The following is a 19,989-nucleotide window of genomic DNA, read 5'->3' on the forward strand; positions in this document are numbered from 1 at the left end:
CGGGTTGCGGGACAGTGCTTGGGCTTTCAGGCCGGGGGTGAAGGCCCGAGCGGGAGGGCTTTCAGGCCCGAGCGTGCCTTGACCGGGCCGGCATTAGGGGGCGTCGTGGTCCGGGTCGGCGGCTTCGGCGATGGGGACGGGGACGATCGCGGCGATGCGGCGGCCCCGGTTCGTGATGTAGGTGATGCGTCCCCGGACGGCGGCGTCGTTGAGGACGTCGGCGAACTGGCGGCGTGCGTCGGCGACGCTCATCTCTTCCGACTTCATGAACGTCAGTGTACGACCAAGCTTCTTAAAGTGCATGGATGTACAATCCAAGCGTGCAGCTCAGGTACAACTTCCGGCTCTACCCGACCCCCGGCCAGCAGCAATCGCTGGCGCGGGCGTTCGGGTGCGCGCGGGTAGTGTTCAACGACGCCCTGCGTGCACGCCAGGAAGCGCATGCGGCGGGGCTGCCCTACCCCTTGGACGGGGAACTGTCCAAGCGGGTGATCACGGAGGCGAAGAAGACCGGCGAGCGGGCGTGGCTGGGCGAGGTGTCGGCCGTCGTCCTGCAGCAGGCCCTGGCCGACTTGAACACCGCCTACCGCAACTTCTTCGCCTCGGTGTCGGGCACGCGCAAGGGCCGCGGGGTCGCGCCGCCCCGGTTCCGGTCCCGCAAGGACCGGCGCCAAGCGATCCGGTTCACCCGCAACGCCCGCTGGAGGATCACGCCGGGCGGGAAACTGCGCCTGCCCAAGATCGGGGACGTGCGGGTCCGGTGGTCACGGAACCTGCCGTCCGAGCCGTCAAGCGTGACAGTGATCAAGGACGCGGCCGGACGGTACTTCGCCTCGTTCGTGGTGGAAGTGCCGGACGAGCCCCTACCGCAGGCGGCAGCCGATGTCGGCATCGATCTGGGGCTCACGCATTTCGCGGTGCTGTCGGACGGCCGGAAGGTGTCCTCGCCGAGGTTCCTGCGCCGCGCCGAACGCCGTCTCCGCAAGGCCCGGCAAGCCCTGTCGCGCAAACAGAAGGGATCGGCGAACCGCAAGAAGGCCGCCGCGAGGGTCGCGCGGCTGCACGCCCGCGTCGCCGACGCGCGCCGGGACCATCACCACAAGCTCTCCACCCAGTTGATCCGTGACAACCAAGCGGTCTACGTGGAGGACCTGGCGGTGAACGGCCTTGCGCGTACGCGGCTGGCCAAGAGCGTGCACGACGCGGGCTGGTCCCGCTTCGTGGCGATGCTGGAATACAAGGCCGCCCGGCACGGCCGCTCCTTCGCGCGGGTGGACCGCTGGTTCCCCTCCTCCAAGCTGTGCTCGACCTGCGGGACCTTGGCCGAGTCGATGCCGCTGAACGTCCGGTCGTGGACCTGCCCGTGCGGGGCGGTCCACGACCGGGACGTCAACGCCGCCATCAACATCCTGGCCGCCGGGCAGGCGGACAGGCTAAACGACCGTCGAGCGCAGGTAGGACCGGGACACGTCCCGGCACCGCGCAGTGAAGCGGTAACCCACCCGGACGCAGCACGGTCAACGCGCAGCGTGGAGGGAATCTCCGTCCTTTAGGGCGGAGAGGATGTCAACGGTTGAAGGTCTTGGCGACGGCCAGGAAGGCGTCGTTCTCCTCCGGGGAGCCGATGGAGACGCGGGCGCCCTCGCCGTCGAAGGGGCGGACGCTCACGCCCTGGGCGTCGCAGGCTGCCGAGAACTCCATCGTGCGGTCGCCGAGGCGCAGCCAGACGAAGTTGGCCTCGGTGGGCGGGACCGTCCAGCCGTCGGCGAGGAGGGAGTCGCGGACGCGGACGCGTTCCTGCACCGTGCCCTCGACGCGCTGCATCAGCTCGTCGGTGGCCTCGAGGGACGCGATGCCGGCGGCCTGCGCGACGGAGTTCACGCTGAACGGCAGGAACGTCTTGCGGATGGATCCGGCCACGAGCGGGTGCGCGACGAGGTAGCCGATGCGCAGGCCCGCGAGGCCGTAGGCCTTGGAGAACGTGCGCAGGATCGCGAGGTTCGGGCGGTCGCCGTAGAGGGTGAGCCCGTCGGGCACCTCTTCGTCGCGGATGTACTCGCGGTACGCCTCGTCCAGCACGACCAGGCAGTCGGCGGGAACGCGGTCGAGGAACGCCTCGATCTCCGCGCGGCGCACGACGGTCCCGGTCGGGTTGTTCGGGTTGCAGAGGAAGATCAGCCGCGTGTTCTCGGTGATCGCGTCCGCCATCGCGCTCAGGTCGTGGGTCTCGTCCCGCAGCGGCACCTGGACGCTCGTCGCGCCCGACAGCGACACCAGCAGCGGGTACGCCTCGAACGACCGCCACGCGTAGACGACCTCGGCCCCCGGCTCGGCGACGGCCTCCAGCAGCATCTGGGTCATCCCGACGGAGCCGCAGCCCACCGCGACGTGGTCGGCGGGGACGCCGCAGAAGGACGCGATCGCCTCGGTCAGCGCGGTCGCGTTGTTGTCCGGGTAGCGGTTGACGTTGCGCGCCGCCTCGCCGATCGCCTCCACGACCGAGGGGAGCGGCCCGTGCGGCGACTCGTTCGACGAGAGCTTGAACGAGCGCCCCTCGGGCGACACCACGACCTTGCCGGGCTTGTAGGCCACGAACCGGTCGAGGACGGAGCGGAAGCGGGGTGTGGTTGCCTCGGACACCGTTGTCCTCCAGATTGCACAGGGGTGATGATCCCCAGCCTACGCAGCGTCCCTCATCATCCAACAAACCGCCACGATTCGGACGAACTCCCAGTCCCGGGTGTCGGCGGGCCACCATCCCCGGTTGAAGGCGTCCTCCGCGAAACCGTGCAGGTACCCCATGAGCTCCTCCGCGCCGGGCGGTTCGCCCGGTGCGCCGAGCTCGTCGCGGAGGCTGGCCACGTGCTGGTCGACGGCCGCCGCGAGACCCGGGGAGCCGGCCATCTCCGCGACGCCCGCCTCACCGATGTCCCGGACGATCAGGCCGAGCGCTTCTGGCGAGTCACCGTTCATAGGGGGTGAAACTAGCAACGGTCCGGCGCTGCTCGGAACATCACCCCAGGTAAAAGCTCATCCGCGGGGCCGCAGCATGGGCGGCCGCAACTGCTCGGCGTCGCCCCTGCGGTACAGCCTGGCGGGGCGTCCGCCGTCGCGCGTCGTCGTCCGGTCGGTCGGGATGAGGAACCGGTCGGCGCCGGTCACCTTCCGGTGGAAGTTCCGCGGGTCGAGGGTCGTGCCCCACACGATCTCGTAGACGCGGCGGAGCTCGGCGACCGTGAACTCCGGCGGGCAGAACGCCGCCGCCAGCGAGGTGTACTCCAGCTTCGCCCGCGCCCGCTCCATCCCGTCGCACAGGATGCGCCGGTGGTCGAACGCGGCCCGGTCGTGGTGCAGGAGGTCGTCCACGGCCGTCCACAGCACCTGGGCCCGGCTGGACGCGGGCAGGTCGGGCGCGAGCCCCAGGTACGCGACGCTCACCACGCGCTGCCGGGGGTCGCGGTCCGGGTACCCGTAGGTCGCGAGCTGCTCCAGGTGGATCCGCACGTCCGCGAGCCCGGCCCGCTCCGCCATCAGCCGGGCCGCGGCGACCGGCAGGTCCTCGTCGAGCTGGATGAACCCGCCCGGCAGCGACCACGCCCCCTCGTAGGGCGCCCGGTCGCGCCGCCACCGCAGCGCGCACAGGCGCTGCTCCCGCACGGTGAGCACGACCAGGTCGACGGAAACGGCAAGCCGCGGCACGGACATGCAACGAACTTAGCGGGACCGGCCCACCTCCGAGGCCAGGAAGGCCCGGCGGGGCCGGGCCTTCCTCGCATCGGCGCCTAGTCCTCCTTGGGGATCTCCACCGGGACGGTCGCCGCCGGGGCGCCGCCGTGTCCGTTGGCTCCGACCGGGGCGCTCTGGGCGTTCAGGTTGCCCAGGAGCTGGCGGGCGACGCCGAGGCCGGTGCCGCCGAGGGTGAGGGCCTTGGCGAGCATGTCCTCCACGCCCTGCGCGCCGTTCAGCACGACCATGTTGTCGACGTTGCCGAACACGCCCGCGCCCGCCTCGACGATCTGCGGCCACTTCTCGGCGAGCTGCTGGGCGATGACGGCGTCGGTGTTCTCCGCCAGCGCCTCCGCGCGGGCCTTGATCGCCTCGGCCTCGGCGAGGCCCCTGCGCCGGGTCGCGTCCGCCTCGGCCTCACCGATCAGCCGGATGGCCTCGGACTCGCGCTGCGCCTTGAGCTGGACCTCGGTCGCGGCGGCCTGGGCGTAGGAGATGCGCTCCTCGCGCTCGGCCTCCGCCAGCTTGACCTGCTCGTAGGCGCGGGCGTCGGCGGGCTTGCGGACCTCGCTCTCCAGCCGCTTCTCGGTGCGCTCGGCCTCCAGCTCGGCGTTGCGGGTCTCCTTGAGGATGACCTCCTGCCGGGCCTGCTGCGCGGCCTGCTGCACCTGGCCCTCGTACTCGGCCTTCTTCATCTCGGTGTCCCGGATGACGGCCGCGTTCTGCCGCTCGGTCTCCTGCTCGCGCGCGGTGGCCTCCTGGTTGCGCTCGGCCTCGGCGATGCGGGCGGCGGCGGCGACCCTGGCGGCGTGCGGGCGGCCGAGGTTGGTGATGTAGCCGGTCTCGTCGTCGATCTCCTGGATCTGCAGGGAGTCCACGACCAGGCCGAGCTTGCTCATCTCGTCGGCGGCCGAACCGCGGGTCTCGGAGGTGAGCCGCTCGCGGTTGAGGATGAGGTCCTCGACGGTGAGGTTGCCGATGATGGAGCGCAGGTGGCCGGTGAACAGCTCGTGGATCGCGCCGTCCATCGAGTTCTGCTGCTCCAGGAAGCGGCGCGCGGCGTTGGCGATCGAGACGAAGTCGTCCCCGACCTTGTAGATGACCACACCGCGGACCTTGACCGGGATGCCCTGCTGCGTCACGCAGTTGACCTCCAGGTTCGCGGCGCGGCTGTCGAGCCGCAGCCGGCGCGCCGTCTGGAAGCCGGGCAGGACGGACGTCCCCTTGCCCGTCACGATCTTGAATCCGAGGCTGTCCACCCCGTCGATCGGCTTGGACTTGGCGCCGAGCCCGGAGATGATCAGGGCCTCGTTCGGCTCGGCGACCCGCCAGACCATCTTGAACAGGATGATCAGCACGATGATGGCGACGACGACGCCGCCCGCCACGGCGAGCACGGGCATGGGGCCTCCTCCTCCGGGGGTTGGGCGGCCGGCCCCGGAATGTCAGGCCCGTCCGCGTTTCCCATCAGACGCGGCAGAGGAGCGTTCGGTTCGATCTCCGGCCTGGAAGTTCATGGCCTCATCGGGCCACCTTCTCGGGGACGCTCAACGGGCCAGCGCGGGCGCCACGTACACCGTCCGGGGCGGGTGGTACTCGACCACGACGACGATCGAGCCGACGCCGATCTCGTCGCGCGGGTCGACGGGATGGGCGTAGAACGCCTCCGCCCCGCCGCGGACCGCGATCATCACCTCGCCGACCAGCCCGGGTCCGATCCGGCCGGTCACCCGGCCCTCCTTACCGATCAAGGACACCCCCTGGACTGGTCCGCCGGAGCCGCTCTCCGCGCCGCGTAAGGCGAACGCTATCCGGTCCGGGGGACCGGCGGTGAGCCCGCGGACTCAGGGCAGGACACGCTGGGCCTGGGCCAGTGCCTCGCGGGCCAGGCGCTCGGCCTCGGCGCGGGTGGCACCGGGCCCGAAGACGGTGATCGTGGCGAGGTAGTGGCGGCCCCGGAACACGACGTACCAGGTCCGGGTGCGGGCTCCGCCGCTCGCGGTACTGACCCCGACGGTGCGCGACCCCTCGCCGATGTCGCCCTTCGGGGCCTCGACCACCCTGTGCTCGGCCCAGGCGGAGCCGACCCTCGTGCGGAACTTCAGGCAGCCGGGGGTGACGCGGGCGTTGACCTGCTTCTCGGCGTCCCCGGCGGACATGCCCATGAGGGTCTCGGTCGCGGTCACGCCGCGGCTGCCGGTGAACGAGACGAGCGCGGCGGGCACGTCGCCGGCCACGCCGCCGCCCGGACGTCCCGTCCCGCAGCGGGGCTTGTCGAGGACGGCGTCCCGCTGGAGCCGGGAGGCGTTCTGGATGGCCTTCAGCGAGCCGTACTCGCCCCAGTCGGGCTCCCCGGCGCGCCGGTAGCCGGACGGCTGCTGGAGCAGCGCCTGCAGCAGCTGGGCGGAGGTGTAGCCGATGCCCGCCGCCTCGGCGCGGGCGGTGCCGCGGACCTGGCTCGCGCGCTCGGCGTCGCCGCCGCACGCGGTGGCCGCGACGGCCGTCGACAGCAGCAGCATGACCGGGAGGAGCCTGTGCGCCATGGCCGCGACCCTACGGCGCGGAAGGGGCCCGCCGCCCCCGGCGACACGCGGGTCAGCCCTTTTCGGCCCGCTCGTTGTACTCCCCGGCGTACTCCTGGCCGGACATCTTCTGGATCGTCTCGACGATCTCGTCGGTGATGGCGCGCCGGGCCTTGGCGGGCGGCAGGTCGCGGTAGCGGGAGAAGTCCATCGGCGGGCCGATCCGCACGGTGGGGCGCGGCCCGAACACGCGCGGGAACCCCGCGCCGATCGGCTGGATCTTCTCGGTGCCCTCCAGGGCGACCGGCAGGACGCGGGCACCGGACTCCAGGGCGAGCCAGCCGATGCCCGTCCGGCCGCGGTAGAGGCGCCCGTCCGGGGAGCGGGTGCCCTCCGGGTAGATCGCGAACGCGCCGGCGTTGTCGAGCACCTCCAGGGCCTGCTCGAGGGCGCCCATGGCGGCCCGCCGGGCGCCGCGCCGCACCGGGACGTGGCCGAGGTTGGTGAGGAACCAGCGGACGAAGCGGTTCTTGAGCCCGCCGCCCTCGAAGTAGGCCGCCTTGGCGATGTAGGTGACCGGACGCGGGACCGCCAGGGGGATGATGAAGCTGTCGATGAACGACAGGTGGTTGCTCGCCACGATGAGCGGCCCGTAGCTCGGCACGTTCTCCCCGCCCACGACCCGCGGACGGAAAAGCAGCCAGAGGATCGGACGCACCACGCGCGTCATGAACGTGTAGAACATCCAGCCTCCCGAATTTCGCCACCGCCACTGTAACCTCCGCGCCGATCCGGGCCGCGGTCAGCGTCCTCCTTTCCCGTCCAGCAGCGGGCCAGGAATGGTCCAAGCGCTGGTCAGCCTCGGTACGAGCGGGATTCGCGGCCATTCCTTACCGTCAAGTAAGTTTCTCTTCAGTAAGTTATTACCCCGTTTACCGGATCTCCTGGGAGGCACCCGGAGGCCCCGGGCGCATCGTCAGGTACAGTCGGGACCGGGGATCAGACGGGCGTCCGGCCCTCCGCGTTACGGTCCGCGGGCCCGGGCGGGCGACCTGGTCCTTTTCCCGGGAACTGCTTGGAATACGGGCACGGGTGCGCAATCCTGAGGAGTCACCTGAGATGGCCGGGTACCACCGGAGTGGGGCGTGAGGTGACGATGGACTTCGACATCAGCCTGATGCGCGACGACCGCTGCACGCTCGTCCGCGTGAAGGGCGACATCGACGTGGTCTCCCGTGCGCGCTTCGAGGAGGCGCTCTTCGAGGCCGTGGAGACCGGCGAGCCCATGGTCGTCGACATGCGCGAGGTCACGTTCTGCGACTCCACCGGGCTGAACGCGATCGTCGCCGCCAACCGCCGCGCCGGCGAGCGCGGCACGCACCTCGCGCTGGTGGCGCTGCCGCCGCGCGTCCAGCGGGTCTTCCGCATCACCGGGATCGACAAGTTCATCCCGATCCACGACACGCTGCGGGAGGCCATCGGCGCCTTCCCGTCCACGACGCCGTAGCGCAAGCTCAGGCGCGCTCCTTGTGGGGGGCGACCCCCACACCCCCGGTTCAGCCGCAGCCCTCGAACTGGGGGACGCTCGTCGTCAGCTTGAGCCCCGACTTGCCGAACCACTTGGCCAGCAGCCGCTGCGCGGTCCCGTCCTGGTACATGTCCGTGATCGCCCGGTTGACCTCCTCGCAGCCCTTCAGGTCCCCCTTCTTCAGACCGACGCCGTACTTCTCGTCGGTGAACGGGGCGTTGATCATCCGTCCGGGGCGGCCGGAGGCGAACCCGGCGAGGATCAGGTCGTCGGTCGACACCGCGTCGAGGCGGCCGCCGGCGAGCCCCTCCATGCAGGCGCCGTAGGTCCCCACCTCGACCGGCTTCGCGGCGACCTTGCGCTCCTCGATCACGCGGCGCCAGGAGTTCGAGCCCTTCACCGCGCAGATCCGCTTGCCCTTGAGGTCCCGCACGTTCCTGATCGCGGCGGCGTCGGCGCGGACGAAGGTGTCCTGGTGGGCGACGTAGTACGGGCCGGCGAAGGTGACCTTCGACTTCCGCTTCGCGGTGATCGAGTACGTCGCGACGATCATGTCGACCCGGCCCTTGGCGAGCGCCTCCTCGCGGACGGAGGAGTTCGTCGTCGTGAACTTCAGCCGGCTCTTCGGCACGCCCAGCTTGCCGGCGATGTAGGTCGCCACGTCGACGTCGAAGCCCTCGTACGTCCCGTCCGGGCGCTTCACCCCGAGGGCTGGCTGGTCCTCCTTCACGCCGACGACCAGGGAGCCCTTGTCCACGATGGACTGCTCCTTCTCGGCGCCGAGGCCGCAGGCCGACAGCAGCGCCGCCGCGGCGAGGACGGCCCCCGGGGCGGCGATGGCACGGGTCGCGCGCATGGCTTGATCTCCTTGATCAGGCGAACTCGGTCAGCGGAACTCGGCCAGCCGGGGACGGACCCCCGCGATGATCAGTGCGGCGATGACGGCGGCGGCCACCGGCGGCACCGCGTTCCAGCCGCGCAGCCCGCCGTCGGCGTCCCTGATCGCCTTGTCGAAGGCGTCCTGGTGGACGGCGGTCAGCGAGCTCAGCGCCGCGTCGTAGGCGTCGAAGTCGCGGATCGCGTTGGAGGTGCGGCCCATCCGCAGGTCGACCGCGCCGGTCCGGTTCCCCGCCGCCGCGAGCTGCCGCATCCGCGCGTCGTTGCGCTGGACGGCCCGGTACGCCGCGAGCGTCTTCGCCAGCGCGTCGCCCTCGCGTCCGCCGCCCGCCGTCCGCGCCTCGTCCCCGAAGAAGCCGAGGAACGGCGCGGTGCCCGAGCCCGGCCGGTACGCGCCGGCCTTCTGCTCCAGGCCCGCGTAGTAGTTCTCCAGGTTCACCGGCTTGTCGCCGAGGTCGGGGTAGATCACGGCCAGCGACTTGTCGAGGTAGGTCTGCTCGTAGGTGTCCGCGCGGCCGGGGTCGAGGAGGTAGCGGCTCTCGTCCGCGAACGCGCTGTGGCTGATCGCGCGGGCCCGCGACAGCTGCAGGATCGAGTCGAACCCGTCCTGCTTCGCCTTCTTGATGTGCCCGGCGTGCGCGGTCAGCAGGCCCGCCCCCACCGCGGTGAGGACGACGGTGGCGAGCGTCGCCAGCACCAGCGCCGGGTTGAGGACACGGCGGAACGTCCGCACCAGGTACAGCTGCGTCGCGATCAGGAGCAGCAGCACGATCACGCCGGTGACGGCCACCCAGGTGCGCCCGGTCAGCACCGCGGACCGCTTCGTCTCGTACGACTGCCGGACGGTCGCGCCGGTGTCGAGGGTGATGTTGTAGGCCTTCGGCAGCAGCTGCAGCTTCATGAGGTCGGTGGCCTGCCGGTAGGCGTCCAGGACCTGCGCCGGCGTCTCGCCGGGCGCGTGGTCGGACTGCGCGTCGAGCTGCATGGCCTGGCCGACGAGCCGCTCGTACTTGCCGAGCCCGTCCAGCACCTCCTGGACGGTCCGCCGCAGCGCCGGGTCGCGTCCCGCGAGCTGCGCGGCCTGCACCGCCGCCGCGTCGGCCTCCGCGCGGCGCCTCTCGTACACCCGCAGCGTCTCGTCGTAGCCGATGCCGAGGCCGTGCTCGCGGCCGATCAGCAGGATGTTGGAGACCTGCGCGTCCATGTCGCTGAGCGCGAAGTACAGCGTGCCGGTCGCGACGACCTGCGGACCGGCGTCGTGCCCGATCGTCTCGACGGAGTCGCGCGCGTTGCCGATCGCGACGGTGAGGACGGCCAGCAGCGCCACGAGCGCGGCCAGGCACAGCACGACGTGCGCGCGGATGCGGCCCGGGATCGTCTTCAGCCACCGGCCGCGTACGAACGTCCTGAGGCGGCCCGCTCGCTGCGGGACGGCGGGTGTCCCCTCCGCGGGCTGCTCGGGCAGGGGCGGCTGCCCGGACGGTCGCGGCGCGGGCGCCGCCGGCGGTGCGGGGCTCATCGTCATGGCGTGCCCTCCTGCAGGGACAGCGTGATGGTCGTCCAGGCGCCCACGTGGATGCGGTCGCCGTGACCGACCGGAACCGGCACGTTCACCGGGATCGGCTCCGTCGCGCCGTTCACCGTCGTGCCGTTCGTCGAACCGGGGTCGATCAGGTTCCAGGCGCCGTCCGGCCGCGACAGCAGGACGGCGTGCAGATGCGAGACGCCCGGGTCCTCGGGCGGCGCGCTGAGGTCGATCTCGGGCAGCAGCGCGCGGGACGTGCTGCGCCGCCCGATCCGGACCTGGCCGCCGAGCAGCGGGACGCGGCGCTCCGGGCAGTACGGCGGGAACGCGAGCCCCGCGGCGTCCGGGCCCATCTCCGCGAGGACCGAGTCGAAGTAGGCGCGGTCGGCCTTGATCAGCGCGTGCGGCCCGGTCGCCGCCGGGACCGGCGCCGGGACCGGCTGCGGGGCGACGGGCCCGCTGCCCTGGCGCTGCTGCGGCACCAGCGGCACCGCGCGGGCGGTGCCCGCCGGGGTGAACTCGACGGTGTAGACGGTGCCGGTCTCGAAGTCGTACCCGTCCTCCTCGCAGAAGCGGCCGGAGCGCGGCGTCCCGCAGCGCGGGCAGGCGGGCTCCTCCCGCGACGCGGGCTCGGAGGCCGGCGCGGCGGTAGGCGAGGACGCGGGCTCCGGCTCGGCGAACTCGGCGCGCTGCGCGCCGTCCATGAGGTCGCCGCACACGTCGCAGTAGTCGGCGGCCTGGGACGCGTGCCCGCTCGGGCAGACCGGCATGGGGCTCAGCCCCCTGCCTCGTCGCCGTGCCGGGTCCGCACGGTCCGGACGGAGCGGGTGTCGAGCGACATCTCGTCCGCCTTCGCGACATCCCGTTTCAGCCGCACGGTGCCGTGCACCGGGTCGACCACGTCCACGACCTTGTCGAGCAGGCCGGAGATCTGCTCGTTGCCGACCTCCCGCGCCAGCACCACGGCCCGTCCGAGCCGGGCGGTGGCGGTGTCCTCGTCGCCCTCCCGCCGCGCCTCCAGGCCCTGCTGGATCGCCTCGGCGAGCTCGGACTGCCCGGTGTGGTGCGCGACGCGGCCGTTGATGCGCGTCGACCTGGCCTCGTCGTCGGTCCACTCGGCGATGACGTTGCCGGACGCGAGGACCTGGTCGCCCGCGACGAGCTTCACCCACGCGGCCCGCATCTGCCGTCCGACGTCGCCCGGCTGCACCTCCACGCACAGGTGGTACTCGCGGTTCTCGTCGCCCCACGCGCCGAGCGGGTAGTCGCCGGTCTGCGTCCCCGACTCGACCCGGCGGGCGGTGAGGTCCTCCACGGCGGGGATCATCTGCTTGATGAACCGGAGCCGCGCCTGCTGCGGCGTCCACACGCGCAGCGTCACGTCGGCGACCTGCTTGCTCATCGCGGCCCGCGTCATCGCCAGGAAGTCGGCCTCCAGGTCGGCCGGGTCGGGGACGTCCAGGAACCCGCCCAGCAGCACCGAGGTGATCTTGCGGAGCTCGGCGACGTTCCAGTCGGTGCCGACGCCGCGCGCGTCGCACAGGAAGTTGCCGGTGCAGTGGCGCAGCGCCGCGTCGAGCTCCGCGTCGGACTCGTGCTGGTTCTTGCCGTCGGTGAGCAGGATCGCGTGCTTCACGGCGCCAGCCGCGGCGGCGTCGTGCCCGGCGAACAGCCGGTCGGCGAGCCGCAGCCACGACCCGATCGCCGTCCCGCCGGCCGCCTCCAGCCGCCCCACCGCGTTCACCGCGCTCCGCCGGGACGCCGCGTCGGCCCGGACGAGCCGCTCCCCCTGCGGGTAGACCATGCGCGGCCGGTTCGCGCCGGCGACCACCGCGAAGTGCACGCCGTCGCGCAGCACGTTCACCGCCGCCCGCGCCGCCCGCTTCGCCGCCGCCATCTTGCCCCGGTACGACATCGACCCGGAGGTGTCGATGATGATGATCTCCGCGGCCGGGGCGCGCCCGTCGTCCACGACCGGGCCCGCGCCGCCGGACGAGCGCGCCTCCACCGAGACGATCGCGTGCATCTCCCGTCCGCCTGCCGGGAGGTAGGGGTTCTGGTCAACACGGACGGTGAACTCCGGAAAATCGCTCATCTGCCCCGCTCCCTGGTCGGTTCTGGCGGCGGGTAGGGGAGCACCGCCACCGTCACGTTGTCGTGCCCGCCCGCGTCCAGCGCCGCCCGCAGCAGCCGCCGGGCGGTGTCCAGCGGTCCGTCCCGGCCCGCGAGGGCCACCTCCGCGAGGGCGGACGGCTCCGGCAGGTCGTTCCACAGCCCGTCGCTGCACAGCACCACCAGCCCGGGGCCCGTCGGCCGGAACGCCGCCACGTGCGGTTCGACCGGGCCCGCGTCCGCCCCCAGCCAGGCGGTCAGCGTGTGCGCCCGCCGGTCGGCCCACGCGTCCTCGGCGCTCATCGCCCCCTGGTCGACCATGGACGAGGCCCACGAGTCGTCCTTGGTCAGCCGGCACGAGCCCGCCGCCGACAGCCAGTAGGCGCGGCTGTCGCCGACCCACCCGACGGTGATGCCGCCCGCGTCGACGACGGCCGACACGAACGTGCACGCGGGCGAGGAGTCGGGATCGCCGGGCAGCCCCGCCACGACCTCCGCCGCCCTCGCCGCCGCGTCGCGCATCGCGCCCTGCGGGTCCATGCCGACCGAGACGCGGCCGGTCAGCACGGCCACTGCCGCCTCGGCCGCCAGCCGGGACGCCTCCTCCGACCCGGGCGCCGTCGCCACCCCGTCGCACACCACCGCGCACACGCCCGCGGGCAGCGCCGCGAGGGCGAACGCGTCCTCGTTGCGGCTGCGCCGCAGCCCCAGGTCGCTCACCGCCGCGCCGAACCGGCCCGCCTCGGCCTCGACGTGCTCGCGGCCGCTCGGCTGCCGCAGCCCGCACTGCTCGCAGTAGCCGTCCGCGCCGATGGTGCCGCCGCCGCAGTCCACGCAGGAGCCTCGTCCGCCGCCGGGCCGGGCGGCGCCGCCCCGCCCTTGCGCCGCCGGAGCCTGCCCGCCCGGCGCCGGGGCGGCGGGCGGGGGCGTGCGCGGACCGAAAGCCTGCTCCGGCGAACGGGCCGGGTGCGGGACGGGGTTGGCCCCGAACGGGACGTCGCGTGACGGCGGCGTCGGAGAGGCGTGCGGCAGCGCGGTGCCGAGCGGCGGGGTCCTCGGCGTGGTGGGGTCGGGCCGCCCGCACTCCTCGCAGAAGCGGTCGCGTTCGTTCACGGGCTCGCCGCAGCCGCGGCACAGCGCGACGGGGGTGTGCTGGTCGGCGTTCATGGTCAGAAGAGCGTCCTCGGGCGGACGGCGTTGGCCCGTCTGACCATCGCGTGGCGGTGCCCGGCGCTTTCGGCGAGCTTGGCGAGCACGCGGTAGGTGTACTCGAGCTTCTTGCGGAGGGCCTGCTCGTCCAGGTCGGTGTCGAGGATCTGCTGCCGGACGCCGGGCGGGGCCGTGCCGCGCCCGGCGCGCACCCAGGCGAGCGCCGCCTCCAGCACCTCGGCGGTGAAAGCGGCCGACCGCTCGGTGTCGAGGCGCAGCGACGACAGCCGCCGTCCCGCCTCGAGGAGCAGGGGCGCGTTCAGCTCCGCGGGGCTCCGCCCCCGGACGGCGGTGGCGACGGCGGCGAGCTGCGCGGCGAGGTAGTGGCTGGAGATGCGGGGGACCGAGTCGAGGACGCGCTCGGCGGACGCGCGGTCCCCCGCCGCGAGCCGGGTGCGGGCCAGCCCGAACGCGGCGCTGACGTGGGTGGGGTCGGTGCGCCAGACCGTCTCGTAGTAGTAGCCGGCGCCGTCGGTCTCACCCAGGGTCTCGTGGCAGAACGCCAGCGCCAGCTTCGGCGCCTGCTCGCCGGGCGCGAGGTCGTACAGGTCGTTGAACACCGCGACGGCCTCGGTGCCTCGCCCGCCGGCGAGGGCGCGCACGCCCCGGTACCAGTCGACGCGCCAGTCGTCCGGGGCCTCGGCGGCGATGTCCTCCAGGAGGCGGGCGGCGCCGTCGAGGTCGCCCAGCTCGATGCGGACCCGCACCAGCGCGAGCCGCACCTCGCGGGACGCGACCGGCGCGGACGCCAGGGCCGCGGCCAGGTCGGCGGGGTCGCGGGCGGTGAGGCCGGCGAGGAACGCCGCGGCCGGGTCGGAGGCGTACACCAGCGGGACGGGCAGCGCCGCCGCGGCGGCGGCCGGCTCCACCGGCGCCAGGATCGGCCGGGCCTCGCCACTGCCGTCGTCGCCGTCCAGGCCGCCGACGATCTCGGTGCCGGCCGTCTGCTGCTCGGGGCCGAACAGCGGGGACGGCGCGGGCCGCGGGCGCCCGTCCTCGGCCGACAGGACCTCGCGCAGGACGCCGGTGAGCTGCTCGGCCATCTCGGCGGCGCTCTGGAACCGGCGGGCGGGGTCGGGGTGCGTGGCGCGGCGCAGCAGCCGGTGGTAGGACTCGTGCCGCTGGAAGAGCGGCACCTCCTCTCGCGGCGGCAGGCTGCGCAGGTGCCGTCCGGTGTAGCCGCGGAACGGGAAGCTCAGCACGGCCAGCGTCCGGCCCACGGTGTAGAGGTCGGAGCTGACCGAGGGGCCCTGCGAGCCGATCTCGGGGGCCTGGTAGCCGGGCGTGCCGAAGATCGGGCTGTCCGGGTCGAACGCCCGCCGGACGCCGCCGAGGTCGATCAGCTTGAGCTGCTCCTCGGACTGGATCGCGTTGTCGGGCTTGAAGTCGCAGTACAGCAGCCCGACGCCGTGCAGGTACCCGAGGGCGCTCAGCACCTCCAGGCCGTAGGCGATGACCTGGCCGAGCGGCAGCGCCGCCTGGTCGCCGTGCTCCTGGCGGGTGCTGAGGAGGATGTCCTTCAGGGAGCGGCCGCCGACGTACTCCATGACGATGTAGCCGGAGTCGCCGTGCTTGACGAAGTTGTAGATCTTGACGATGTTGGGGTGCTCGACCTCGGCGAGGAACGCGCGCTCGGCGGTCGCGGCGGCCAGCGAATCGGCGTCGCCGGTGTCGAGCAGGCCCTTGAGGACGACCCACCGCTCGCTCACGTTGTGGTCGCGGGCCAGGTAGACCCAGCCGAGCCCGCCGTGCGCGAGGCAGCCGAGCACCTCGTACTGCCCGCCGATCAACTCGCCCGGCCGGAGCTTCGGCGTGAACGAGAACGGGTGCCCGCAGTTGCGGCAGAACCCCTCGGTGCGTCCCGGGCGCCCGCCCCGGCTGCGCCCCACCTTCTCGTCGCACTTGCTGCAGAAGCGCCGGTTCTCCGGCACCTCCGGCTTCTCCATGATCGCCGAGGCGGGGTCGCGGGCCGGGACCGGCGGCACCTCGACGAGCCCGGCGCCGAGCATGCCGCGCCTGGCCGAGCCGGTCGAGCCCGTACCGCGGGTGCCGCCGCGCGAGGCCGTCCGCCCGGACCCGAGGCTGCCCGAACCGCTCGTCGGCGTGCTGCCGGACGACAGGCCCTGCCCGCCGCGCCCGCTCGGGCCGGACGAGCCCGGCGGCGGACCCGCCGGCGGTGCGGGGACCGCCGGGGTCGTCACCGGCGCGTGGCCCCCCGGAGGAGCAGCGGGGGCCGGCCCTGGGGGGCGCCCGTACGCGCCCGGGTAGCCGGGCATCGCGGGGGCGGCCGGACGCACGGGCGCGGCCGTCCGCGCGGGCTGCGCCGCCGGACTCGCGGGCTGCGCCGGACCGGCGGGCGACGGGCTGATGGGCGCCGGGCCCGTGTGCGACGGGTTCGCGGGCACGGCGTGCCGGGGCTGCGCCTGTTGCGGTGCCGACTGCTGCGCCGACTGCTGTGCCGCTTCGGCGGCGGGTGGCGAGGACGCCGGGGCCATGCCGCAGACGTCGCAGAATCCGTCCGCCTCCACCTCGCCCGTGCAGCCGGGCTGGGTGCATCGGTTCATCGCCGGGTCCCCGTCTCGCTCTCGCACGCCCTGATGGCTCTCTGGTACTCCGCCAGCACCGCGGTGGCCCTGCGCAGGTCGCAGGGCGCCGTCCACAGCACCTCGCGGGCCTCCCCGTACAGCACGGTGAGCTGCTCGTCCTCGGCGAGGCCGAGCCGCGCGGCCTTCGCCCGGTAGGCCTCCAGCCGCCCCCGCAGCTCGCCGCGCCGGTCGAGCAGCCCCGCACTGAGACGCAGATCACTCCGCGCCCGTTCCAGCGCGTCCTCGACGGCGCGCTCGAGTTCGGCGAACCGCCCCGCCATCTCCACCCAGCGGCCGGCCTCGCGCAGCCGTTCGAGTGCGGCGAGCCGGTCGCGCAGCGCGGTGCCGAGGCCCTGCGACGGCACCGGGAGGCGAGGCGCGTGGATCTTGGCGAGGGCCGTCGCGTAGGCGTCGTGGGCCCGCCGCTCCGTCTCCTCGATCTCCTCGATGGAGGTCGTGACCCGCGCCACGAGTTCGGCGTAGTCCTCGCGCATCCGGGCGACGCCGGCGAGTTCGTCGCCGAGCGTGGTCAGTATGGCGCAGACGCGGTCGAGGCGAGCGGTGTCGGCGCGGCCGTCCTTGACCAGCGACAGCGGGTCGGTGCGGATCAGCCGGCCGAGCGCGGTCAGCTCGCGGCCGACCCGGTCGAGCTCGGGGTGCCGGGTGCCGTCCAGCGAGTGCGCCAGCCTGGCCGTCCGGCGCCAGCTCTCCTCGGCGTCCTCCAGCGGCTGCAGCAGCGCCGACCAGGCGGCGTCCGCGGCGGCGATCTCGCCCGCGACGAACTCGTAGGCGTCCGACATCATCGCGACGGCCTCGTCCAGCGTGATGCGGCGCTCCTGCGGGCCGAGCAGCGTCCGGTGCTCCAGCGGGATCTCCCCGTCGGGCAGCTCCACCGAGGTGCCCGACAGCAGCCCGGACAGCTCCGTCAGCGTGGCCGCGTCCAGGCGGGACGACCGTTCGCGCAGCTCGCGCGCCGTCTCCAATACGCGCTGGTAGGCGTCGAAGAGCCGCCACAGCGTCGCCAGCCGGGCCTGCGCCTCCTCCCAGCGCCGCCACGTCTCGCCGGTGAGCCGGGCGCCCTTGAGCAGGCGTCCGCCGTCGTGCTGCTCCAGCTCGATGAGGGACGCGGCGATGCGGTCGCGCTCGTCCCGCAGCGTCCGGAGGGCATGGTCGACGCCTTCACGGCTCATGGGCGCGGCGGCCCCTGCCCCGCTCTGGTCCAACGTCTGCCCCGCGATCGTCTTCTCGGTCCCCCTGAGCATGCCCGCAGAACCGGTCTGGGAGCACGGACCGGTCCACTATCGGACGTACGTTCTCATACAAGTGTGATCCGTGACACTGACCGAGACAAGGTGCTTTCCGTCTCGTCAGGTCCGCGTCGCGGGGCCGCCGCTCTCCAGCGATCCTCACGTGCCCGTACCCTGTGCGTTGGGAACCTCGTTGTCCCAGGTGACGTTACGACAGATACGTCATTTAACGAGAGGAGTGGTGAGTCCGCGGTGTCGGACCCCAGTCATAGACCCGGTGCCCCATGCTGACCGCGGCACTGGGCGTTCTCGCGGTGATCGTCCTCACCGCCGCCACCGGATACTTCGTCGCCCAGGAGTTCGCCTACGTCGCCGCCGACCGCGCGACCCTGGAACAGGCCGCCGCGCGCGGCGACACCTCCGCCCGCAGAGCCCTCAAGGTCATCGGCAGGGTCTCGTTCATGCTGTCGGGCGCGCAGCTCGGCATCACGATGACGACCCTGGTCGTCGGCTTCATCGCCAAACCGGCCCTCGCGGAGCTGATCCAGCCGCTGCTCGGCCTGGTGGGCATCCCCGAAGGGGCCACGGGGGCGATCGCCCTCGCCACCGGCTTCGTCCTGGCGACGCTCATCCAGATGCTGCTCGGCGAGCTGTTCCCCAAGAACCTCGCCCTGGCCCGCGCCGACCAGCTGGCGCGCGCGCTGGCCGCGTCCACCCTCGTCTACCTCGCTGTCGCGGGGCCGCTGATCCGGCTGTTCGACCGCGCGGCGGAGCGACTGCTGCGCGCCGTGGGCGTCGAGCCCGTCGAGGAGCTGCACAGCGGCGCCACGCTGGAGGAGCTCGGCGACATCATCGGCAAGTCGCACAGCGCCGGGCACCTGCCCGCCGACCTGTCCGGCCTGCTCGAACGCGCCCTGTCGTTCGGCGACCTCACGGCCGACGAGGTCATGGTGCCGCGCCCGCAGGTCCGCACGCTCCCGGCGACCGCGCCCGTCGCCGACCTGGTCGCGCTGATCCGCGAGACCGGGCACAGCGCCTACCCCGTCTACGGGCAGGAGGTCGACGACGTGGTCGGCGTCGCGGGCGTCCGCGAGGTCGCCGACGACGCCCTCGACCCGTCCACCCCGATCGGGGCCGTCGCCCGGCCCGCGCTGCTGGTGCCCGGCAGCCAGCCGCTGTACGGCGTCATCGAGCACATGCGCGAGTCCGGCGAGGAGTTCGCCTGCGTCGTCGACGAGTACGGCGGGCTCGCCGGCATCCTCACCTTCGAGGACGTCGCCGAGGAGCTCGTCGGGGAGATCGCCGACGAGACCGACGGCCCCGAGGACGCCCCGACGTCCGGGCCCGACGGGTCCTGGCTGGTCGACGCGGGCATGCGCATCGACGAGGCCCGCCGCCTCACCGGCCTCGACCTGCCCGAGGGCGACGCCTACGACACCCTCGGCGGCCTCGTCATGGCGGAGCTGCGGCGGCTGCCGAGCCCCGGCGACCGGCTCCGCGTCGAAGTGGACGGCGGCGCCGTCGAACTGGAGGTCGTGAGCGTGGCCCGCCGGGTCGCCGAGAAGATCCTGATCCGCGCGGCCGCGCCCGCGGACGTCACCGCAGGCGAGGAGGAGGTCGCGTGGACCCGCTGACCTCGCTGCTCATCACCGTCGCGCTGCTGCTCGGCAACGGCTTCTTCGTCGCCGCCGAGTTCGCGCTGGTCGCGGCCAACCGCCCGCAGCTCGAACGCGCCGCCGCGAAGGGCAGCCGTCCCGCCGTGGCCGCCGTCGCGGGCGTCCGCGAGCTGTCGCTGATGCTCGCCGGCGCCCAGTTCGGCATCACGATGTGCTCGCTCGGCCTCGCCATCGTCACCGAGCCCGCGTTCGAGCACTTCCTCGAACCGCCGCTGCACGCGCTCGGCGTCCCCGAGGCCGGCTCCAAGGCCATCGCGCTCGGGGCCGCGCTCGCCGTCATCACGTTCCTGCACATGGTCGTCGGCGAGATGGCCCCGAAGTCGTGGGCGATCGCGCACCCGGAGCGGTCGGCGCTGATCCTGGCCCTGCCGTTCCGCGCGTTCGCGAAGGTGTCCCGCCCGATCCTGTCGGCGCTGAACGCGGTGACCAACGCGCTGCTGCGGCTCATCCGCGTGACGCCGAAGGACGAGCTGGACAGCCACACCGACCCGGCGCGGCTCAGCCACCTGGTCGGCGAGTCCCGCCGCCTCGGCCTCATCGGGCGCCGCGACCACGAGCTGCTGGACCGCGCGATCTCGGCGCGGGAGGCCACGGTCGGGCACCTCGTCGTGCCCGCCACGTCCGTCACCACGATCGGCGCGGACGCGACCGCCGCGCAGATCCGCCGGACGGCGACGGCCCGCGGCCACAGCCGGCTGCTGGTGCGCGACCGGGACGGCGCGATGACGGGGATCGTCCACGTCCGGGCAGCCATCATCGAGCCCGACGGCGAGCGCCGCGCGGGCGAGCTGGCGCACCCGGCCCCCGTCCTCACGGCGGAGACGACCGTGCTGGACGCGGTCAGCCGCATGCGCCGCGGCCGCGCCCAGCTCGCGGTGGTGAACGACGCGGGCGGCGAGTTCGCCGGCATCGTCACCCTGGACGACCTCCTGGCGGAGCTTCTGGCCACCAACCCGCACTGA

19 protein-coding genes are annotated in these 19,989 nt (G+C 73.4%); 4 read left to right on the forward strand and 15 right to left on the reverse strand.

The annotated features are described in order from the left end of the window. Positions 1-93: 93 nt before the first annotated feature. Positions 94-267: a type II toxin-antitoxin system prevent-host-death family antitoxin gene (locus K4S16_RS20175; protein ID WP_149260525.1), complete on the reverse strand. Its 174-nt coding sequence runs from the start codon at positions 265-267 to the stop codon at positions 94-96. Positions 268-320: 53 nt separating this feature from the next. Here K4S16_RS20175 and K4S16_RS20180 point away from each other — a divergent pair, with 53 nt between their 5' ends. Beyond that, positions 321-1,553: an RNA-guided endonuclease TnpB family protein gene (locus tag K4S16_RS20180; RefSeq protein WP_149260526.1), complete on the forward strand. Its 1,233-nt coding sequence runs from the start codon at positions 321-323 to the stop codon at positions 1,551-1,553. 13 nt (positions 1,554-1,566) lie between these two features. Here K4S16_RS20180 and hisC read toward each other — a convergent pair whose 3' ends face one another. The 7 genes from hisC to K4S16_RS20215 form a co-directional block, all read right to left on the reverse strand. Further along, the gene (gene hisC, locus K4S16_RS20185; RefSeq protein WP_149260527.1) at positions 1,567-2,640 is read right to left on the reverse strand and encodes a histidinol-phosphate transaminase; all 1,074 of its coding nucleotides are present in this window, start codon (positions 2,638-2,640) and stop codon (positions 1,567-1,569) included. A 39-nt stretch (positions 2,641-2,679) separates the two neighbouring features. Continuing rightward, on the reverse strand, positions 2,680-2,973 hold the full coding sequence (locus K4S16_RS20190; RefSeq protein WP_149260528.1) for a DUF6401 family natural product biosynthesis protein: 294 nt from the start codon (positions 2,971-2,973) through the stop codon (positions 2,680-2,682). Between the two features lie 57 nt (positions 2,974-3,030). Continuing rightward, positions 3,031-3,705 (reverse strand): NUDIX domain-containing protein, encoded by a 675-nt coding sequence (locus K4S16_RS20195; RefSeq protein WP_149260529.1) that lies wholly within the window; start codon positions 3,703-3,705, stop codon positions 3,031-3,033. Between the two features lie 77 nt (positions 3,706-3,782). Then, entirely contained in the window at positions 3,783-5,129 is a 1,347-nt protein-coding gene (locus K4S16_RS20200; protein ID WP_149260530.1) for a flotillin family protein, read from the reverse strand. A gap of 144 nt (positions 5,130-5,273) precedes the next feature. Continuing rightward, positions 5,274-5,456 carry a hypothetical protein gene (locus K4S16_RS20205; protein WP_149260531.1) on the reverse strand — a complete coding sequence of 61 codons (183 nt, stop codon included), beginning with the start codon at positions 5,454-5,456 and terminating at the stop codon, positions 5,274-5,276. A gap of 114 nt (positions 5,457-5,570) precedes the next feature. Continuing rightward, a complete protein-coding gene (locus K4S16_RS20210; protein WP_149260532.1) occupies positions 5,571-6,269 on the reverse strand; it encodes a hypothetical protein in 699 nt (232 codons plus the stop codon). A gap of 52 nt (positions 6,270-6,321) precedes the next feature. Next, a complete protein-coding gene (locus K4S16_RS20215; protein ID WP_149260533.1) occupies positions 6,322-6,993 on the reverse strand; it encodes a 1-acyl-sn-glycerol-3-phosphate acyltransferase in 672 nt (223 codons plus the stop codon). Between the two features lie 411 nt (positions 6,994-7,404). Between K4S16_RS20215 and K4S16_RS20220 the strand changes: the two genes are divergently transcribed. Next, positions 7,405-7,755 (forward strand): STAS domain-containing protein, encoded by a 351-nt coding sequence (locus K4S16_RS20220; protein WP_149260534.1) that lies wholly within the window; start codon positions 7,405-7,407, stop codon positions 7,753-7,755. A 49-nt stretch (positions 7,756-7,804) separates the two neighbouring features. On the opposite strand, the gene K4S16_RS20225 is transcribed toward K4S16_RS20220, so the two are convergent. The 7 genes from K4S16_RS20225 to K4S16_RS20255 are packed head-to-tail and all read right to left on the reverse strand — an operon-like array spanning position 7,805 to position 17,366. Next, on the reverse strand, positions 7,805-8,632 hold the full coding sequence (locus tag K4S16_RS20225) for a glutamate ABC transporter substrate-binding protein (protein WP_149260535.1): 828 nt from the start codon (positions 8,630-8,632) through the stop codon (positions 7,805-7,807). A gap of 30 nt (positions 8,633-8,662) precedes the next feature. Then, the gene (locus K4S16_RS20230) at positions 8,663-10,198 is read right to left on the reverse strand and encodes a hypothetical protein (RefSeq protein WP_235036935.1); all 1,536 of its coding nucleotides are present in this window, start codon (positions 10,196-10,198) and stop codon (positions 8,663-8,665) included. After that, positions 10,195-10,968, reverse strand: a complete 774-nt coding sequence (locus K4S16_RS20235; RefSeq protein ID WP_149260536.1) for an FHA domain-containing protein — start codon at positions 10,966-10,968, stop codon at positions 10,195-10,197. The genes K4S16_RS20230 and K4S16_RS20235 overlap by 4 nt, the downstream gene beginning before the upstream one ends. Before the next feature lie 5 nt (positions 10,969-10,973). After that, positions 10,974-12,293, reverse strand: coding sequence for a VWA domain-containing protein (locus K4S16_RS20240; RefSeq protein WP_149260537.1), 1,320 nt, complete (start codon positions 12,291-12,293; stop codon positions 10,974-10,976). Continuing rightward, entirely contained in the window at positions 12,290-13,477 is a 1,188-nt protein-coding gene (locus K4S16_RS20245; RefSeq protein ID WP_149260538.1) for a PP2C family serine/threonine-protein phosphatase, read from the reverse strand. Before K4S16_RS20245 ends, K4S16_RS20240 begins: the two co-directional genes overlap by 4 nt. 2 nt (positions 13,478-13,479) lie before the next feature. After that, entirely contained in the window at positions 13,480-16,083 is a 2,604-nt protein-coding gene (locus K4S16_RS20250) for a serine/threonine-protein kinase (RefSeq protein WP_149260539.1), read from the reverse strand. Beyond that, positions 16,080-17,366: a hypothetical protein gene (locus tag K4S16_RS20255; RefSeq protein ID WP_235036936.1), complete on the reverse strand. Its 1,287-nt coding sequence runs from the start codon at positions 17,364-17,366 to the stop codon at positions 16,080-16,082. Before K4S16_RS20255 ends, K4S16_RS20250 begins: the two co-directional genes overlap by 4 nt. A gap of 269 nt (positions 17,367-17,635) precedes the next feature. Between K4S16_RS20255 and K4S16_RS20260 the strand changes: the two genes are divergently transcribed. Beyond that, on the forward strand, positions 17,636-18,985 hold the full coding sequence (locus K4S16_RS20260; RefSeq protein WP_200841982.1) for a hemolysin family protein: 1,350 nt from the start codon (positions 17,636-17,638) through the stop codon (positions 18,983-18,985). Continuing rightward, on the forward strand, positions 18,973-19,989 hold the full coding sequence (locus K4S16_RS20265; protein ID WP_149260540.1) for a hemolysin family protein: 1,017 nt from the start codon (positions 18,973-18,975) through the stop codon (positions 19,987-19,989). Before K4S16_RS20260 ends, K4S16_RS20265 begins: the two co-directional genes overlap by 13 nt.

Origin of the sequence: Actinomadura sp. K4S16 (genome assembly GCF_008327685.1) — a bacterium.
Taxonomy (GTDB): Bacteria; Actinomycetota; Actinomycetes; order Streptosporangiales; family Streptosporangiaceae; genus Spirillospora.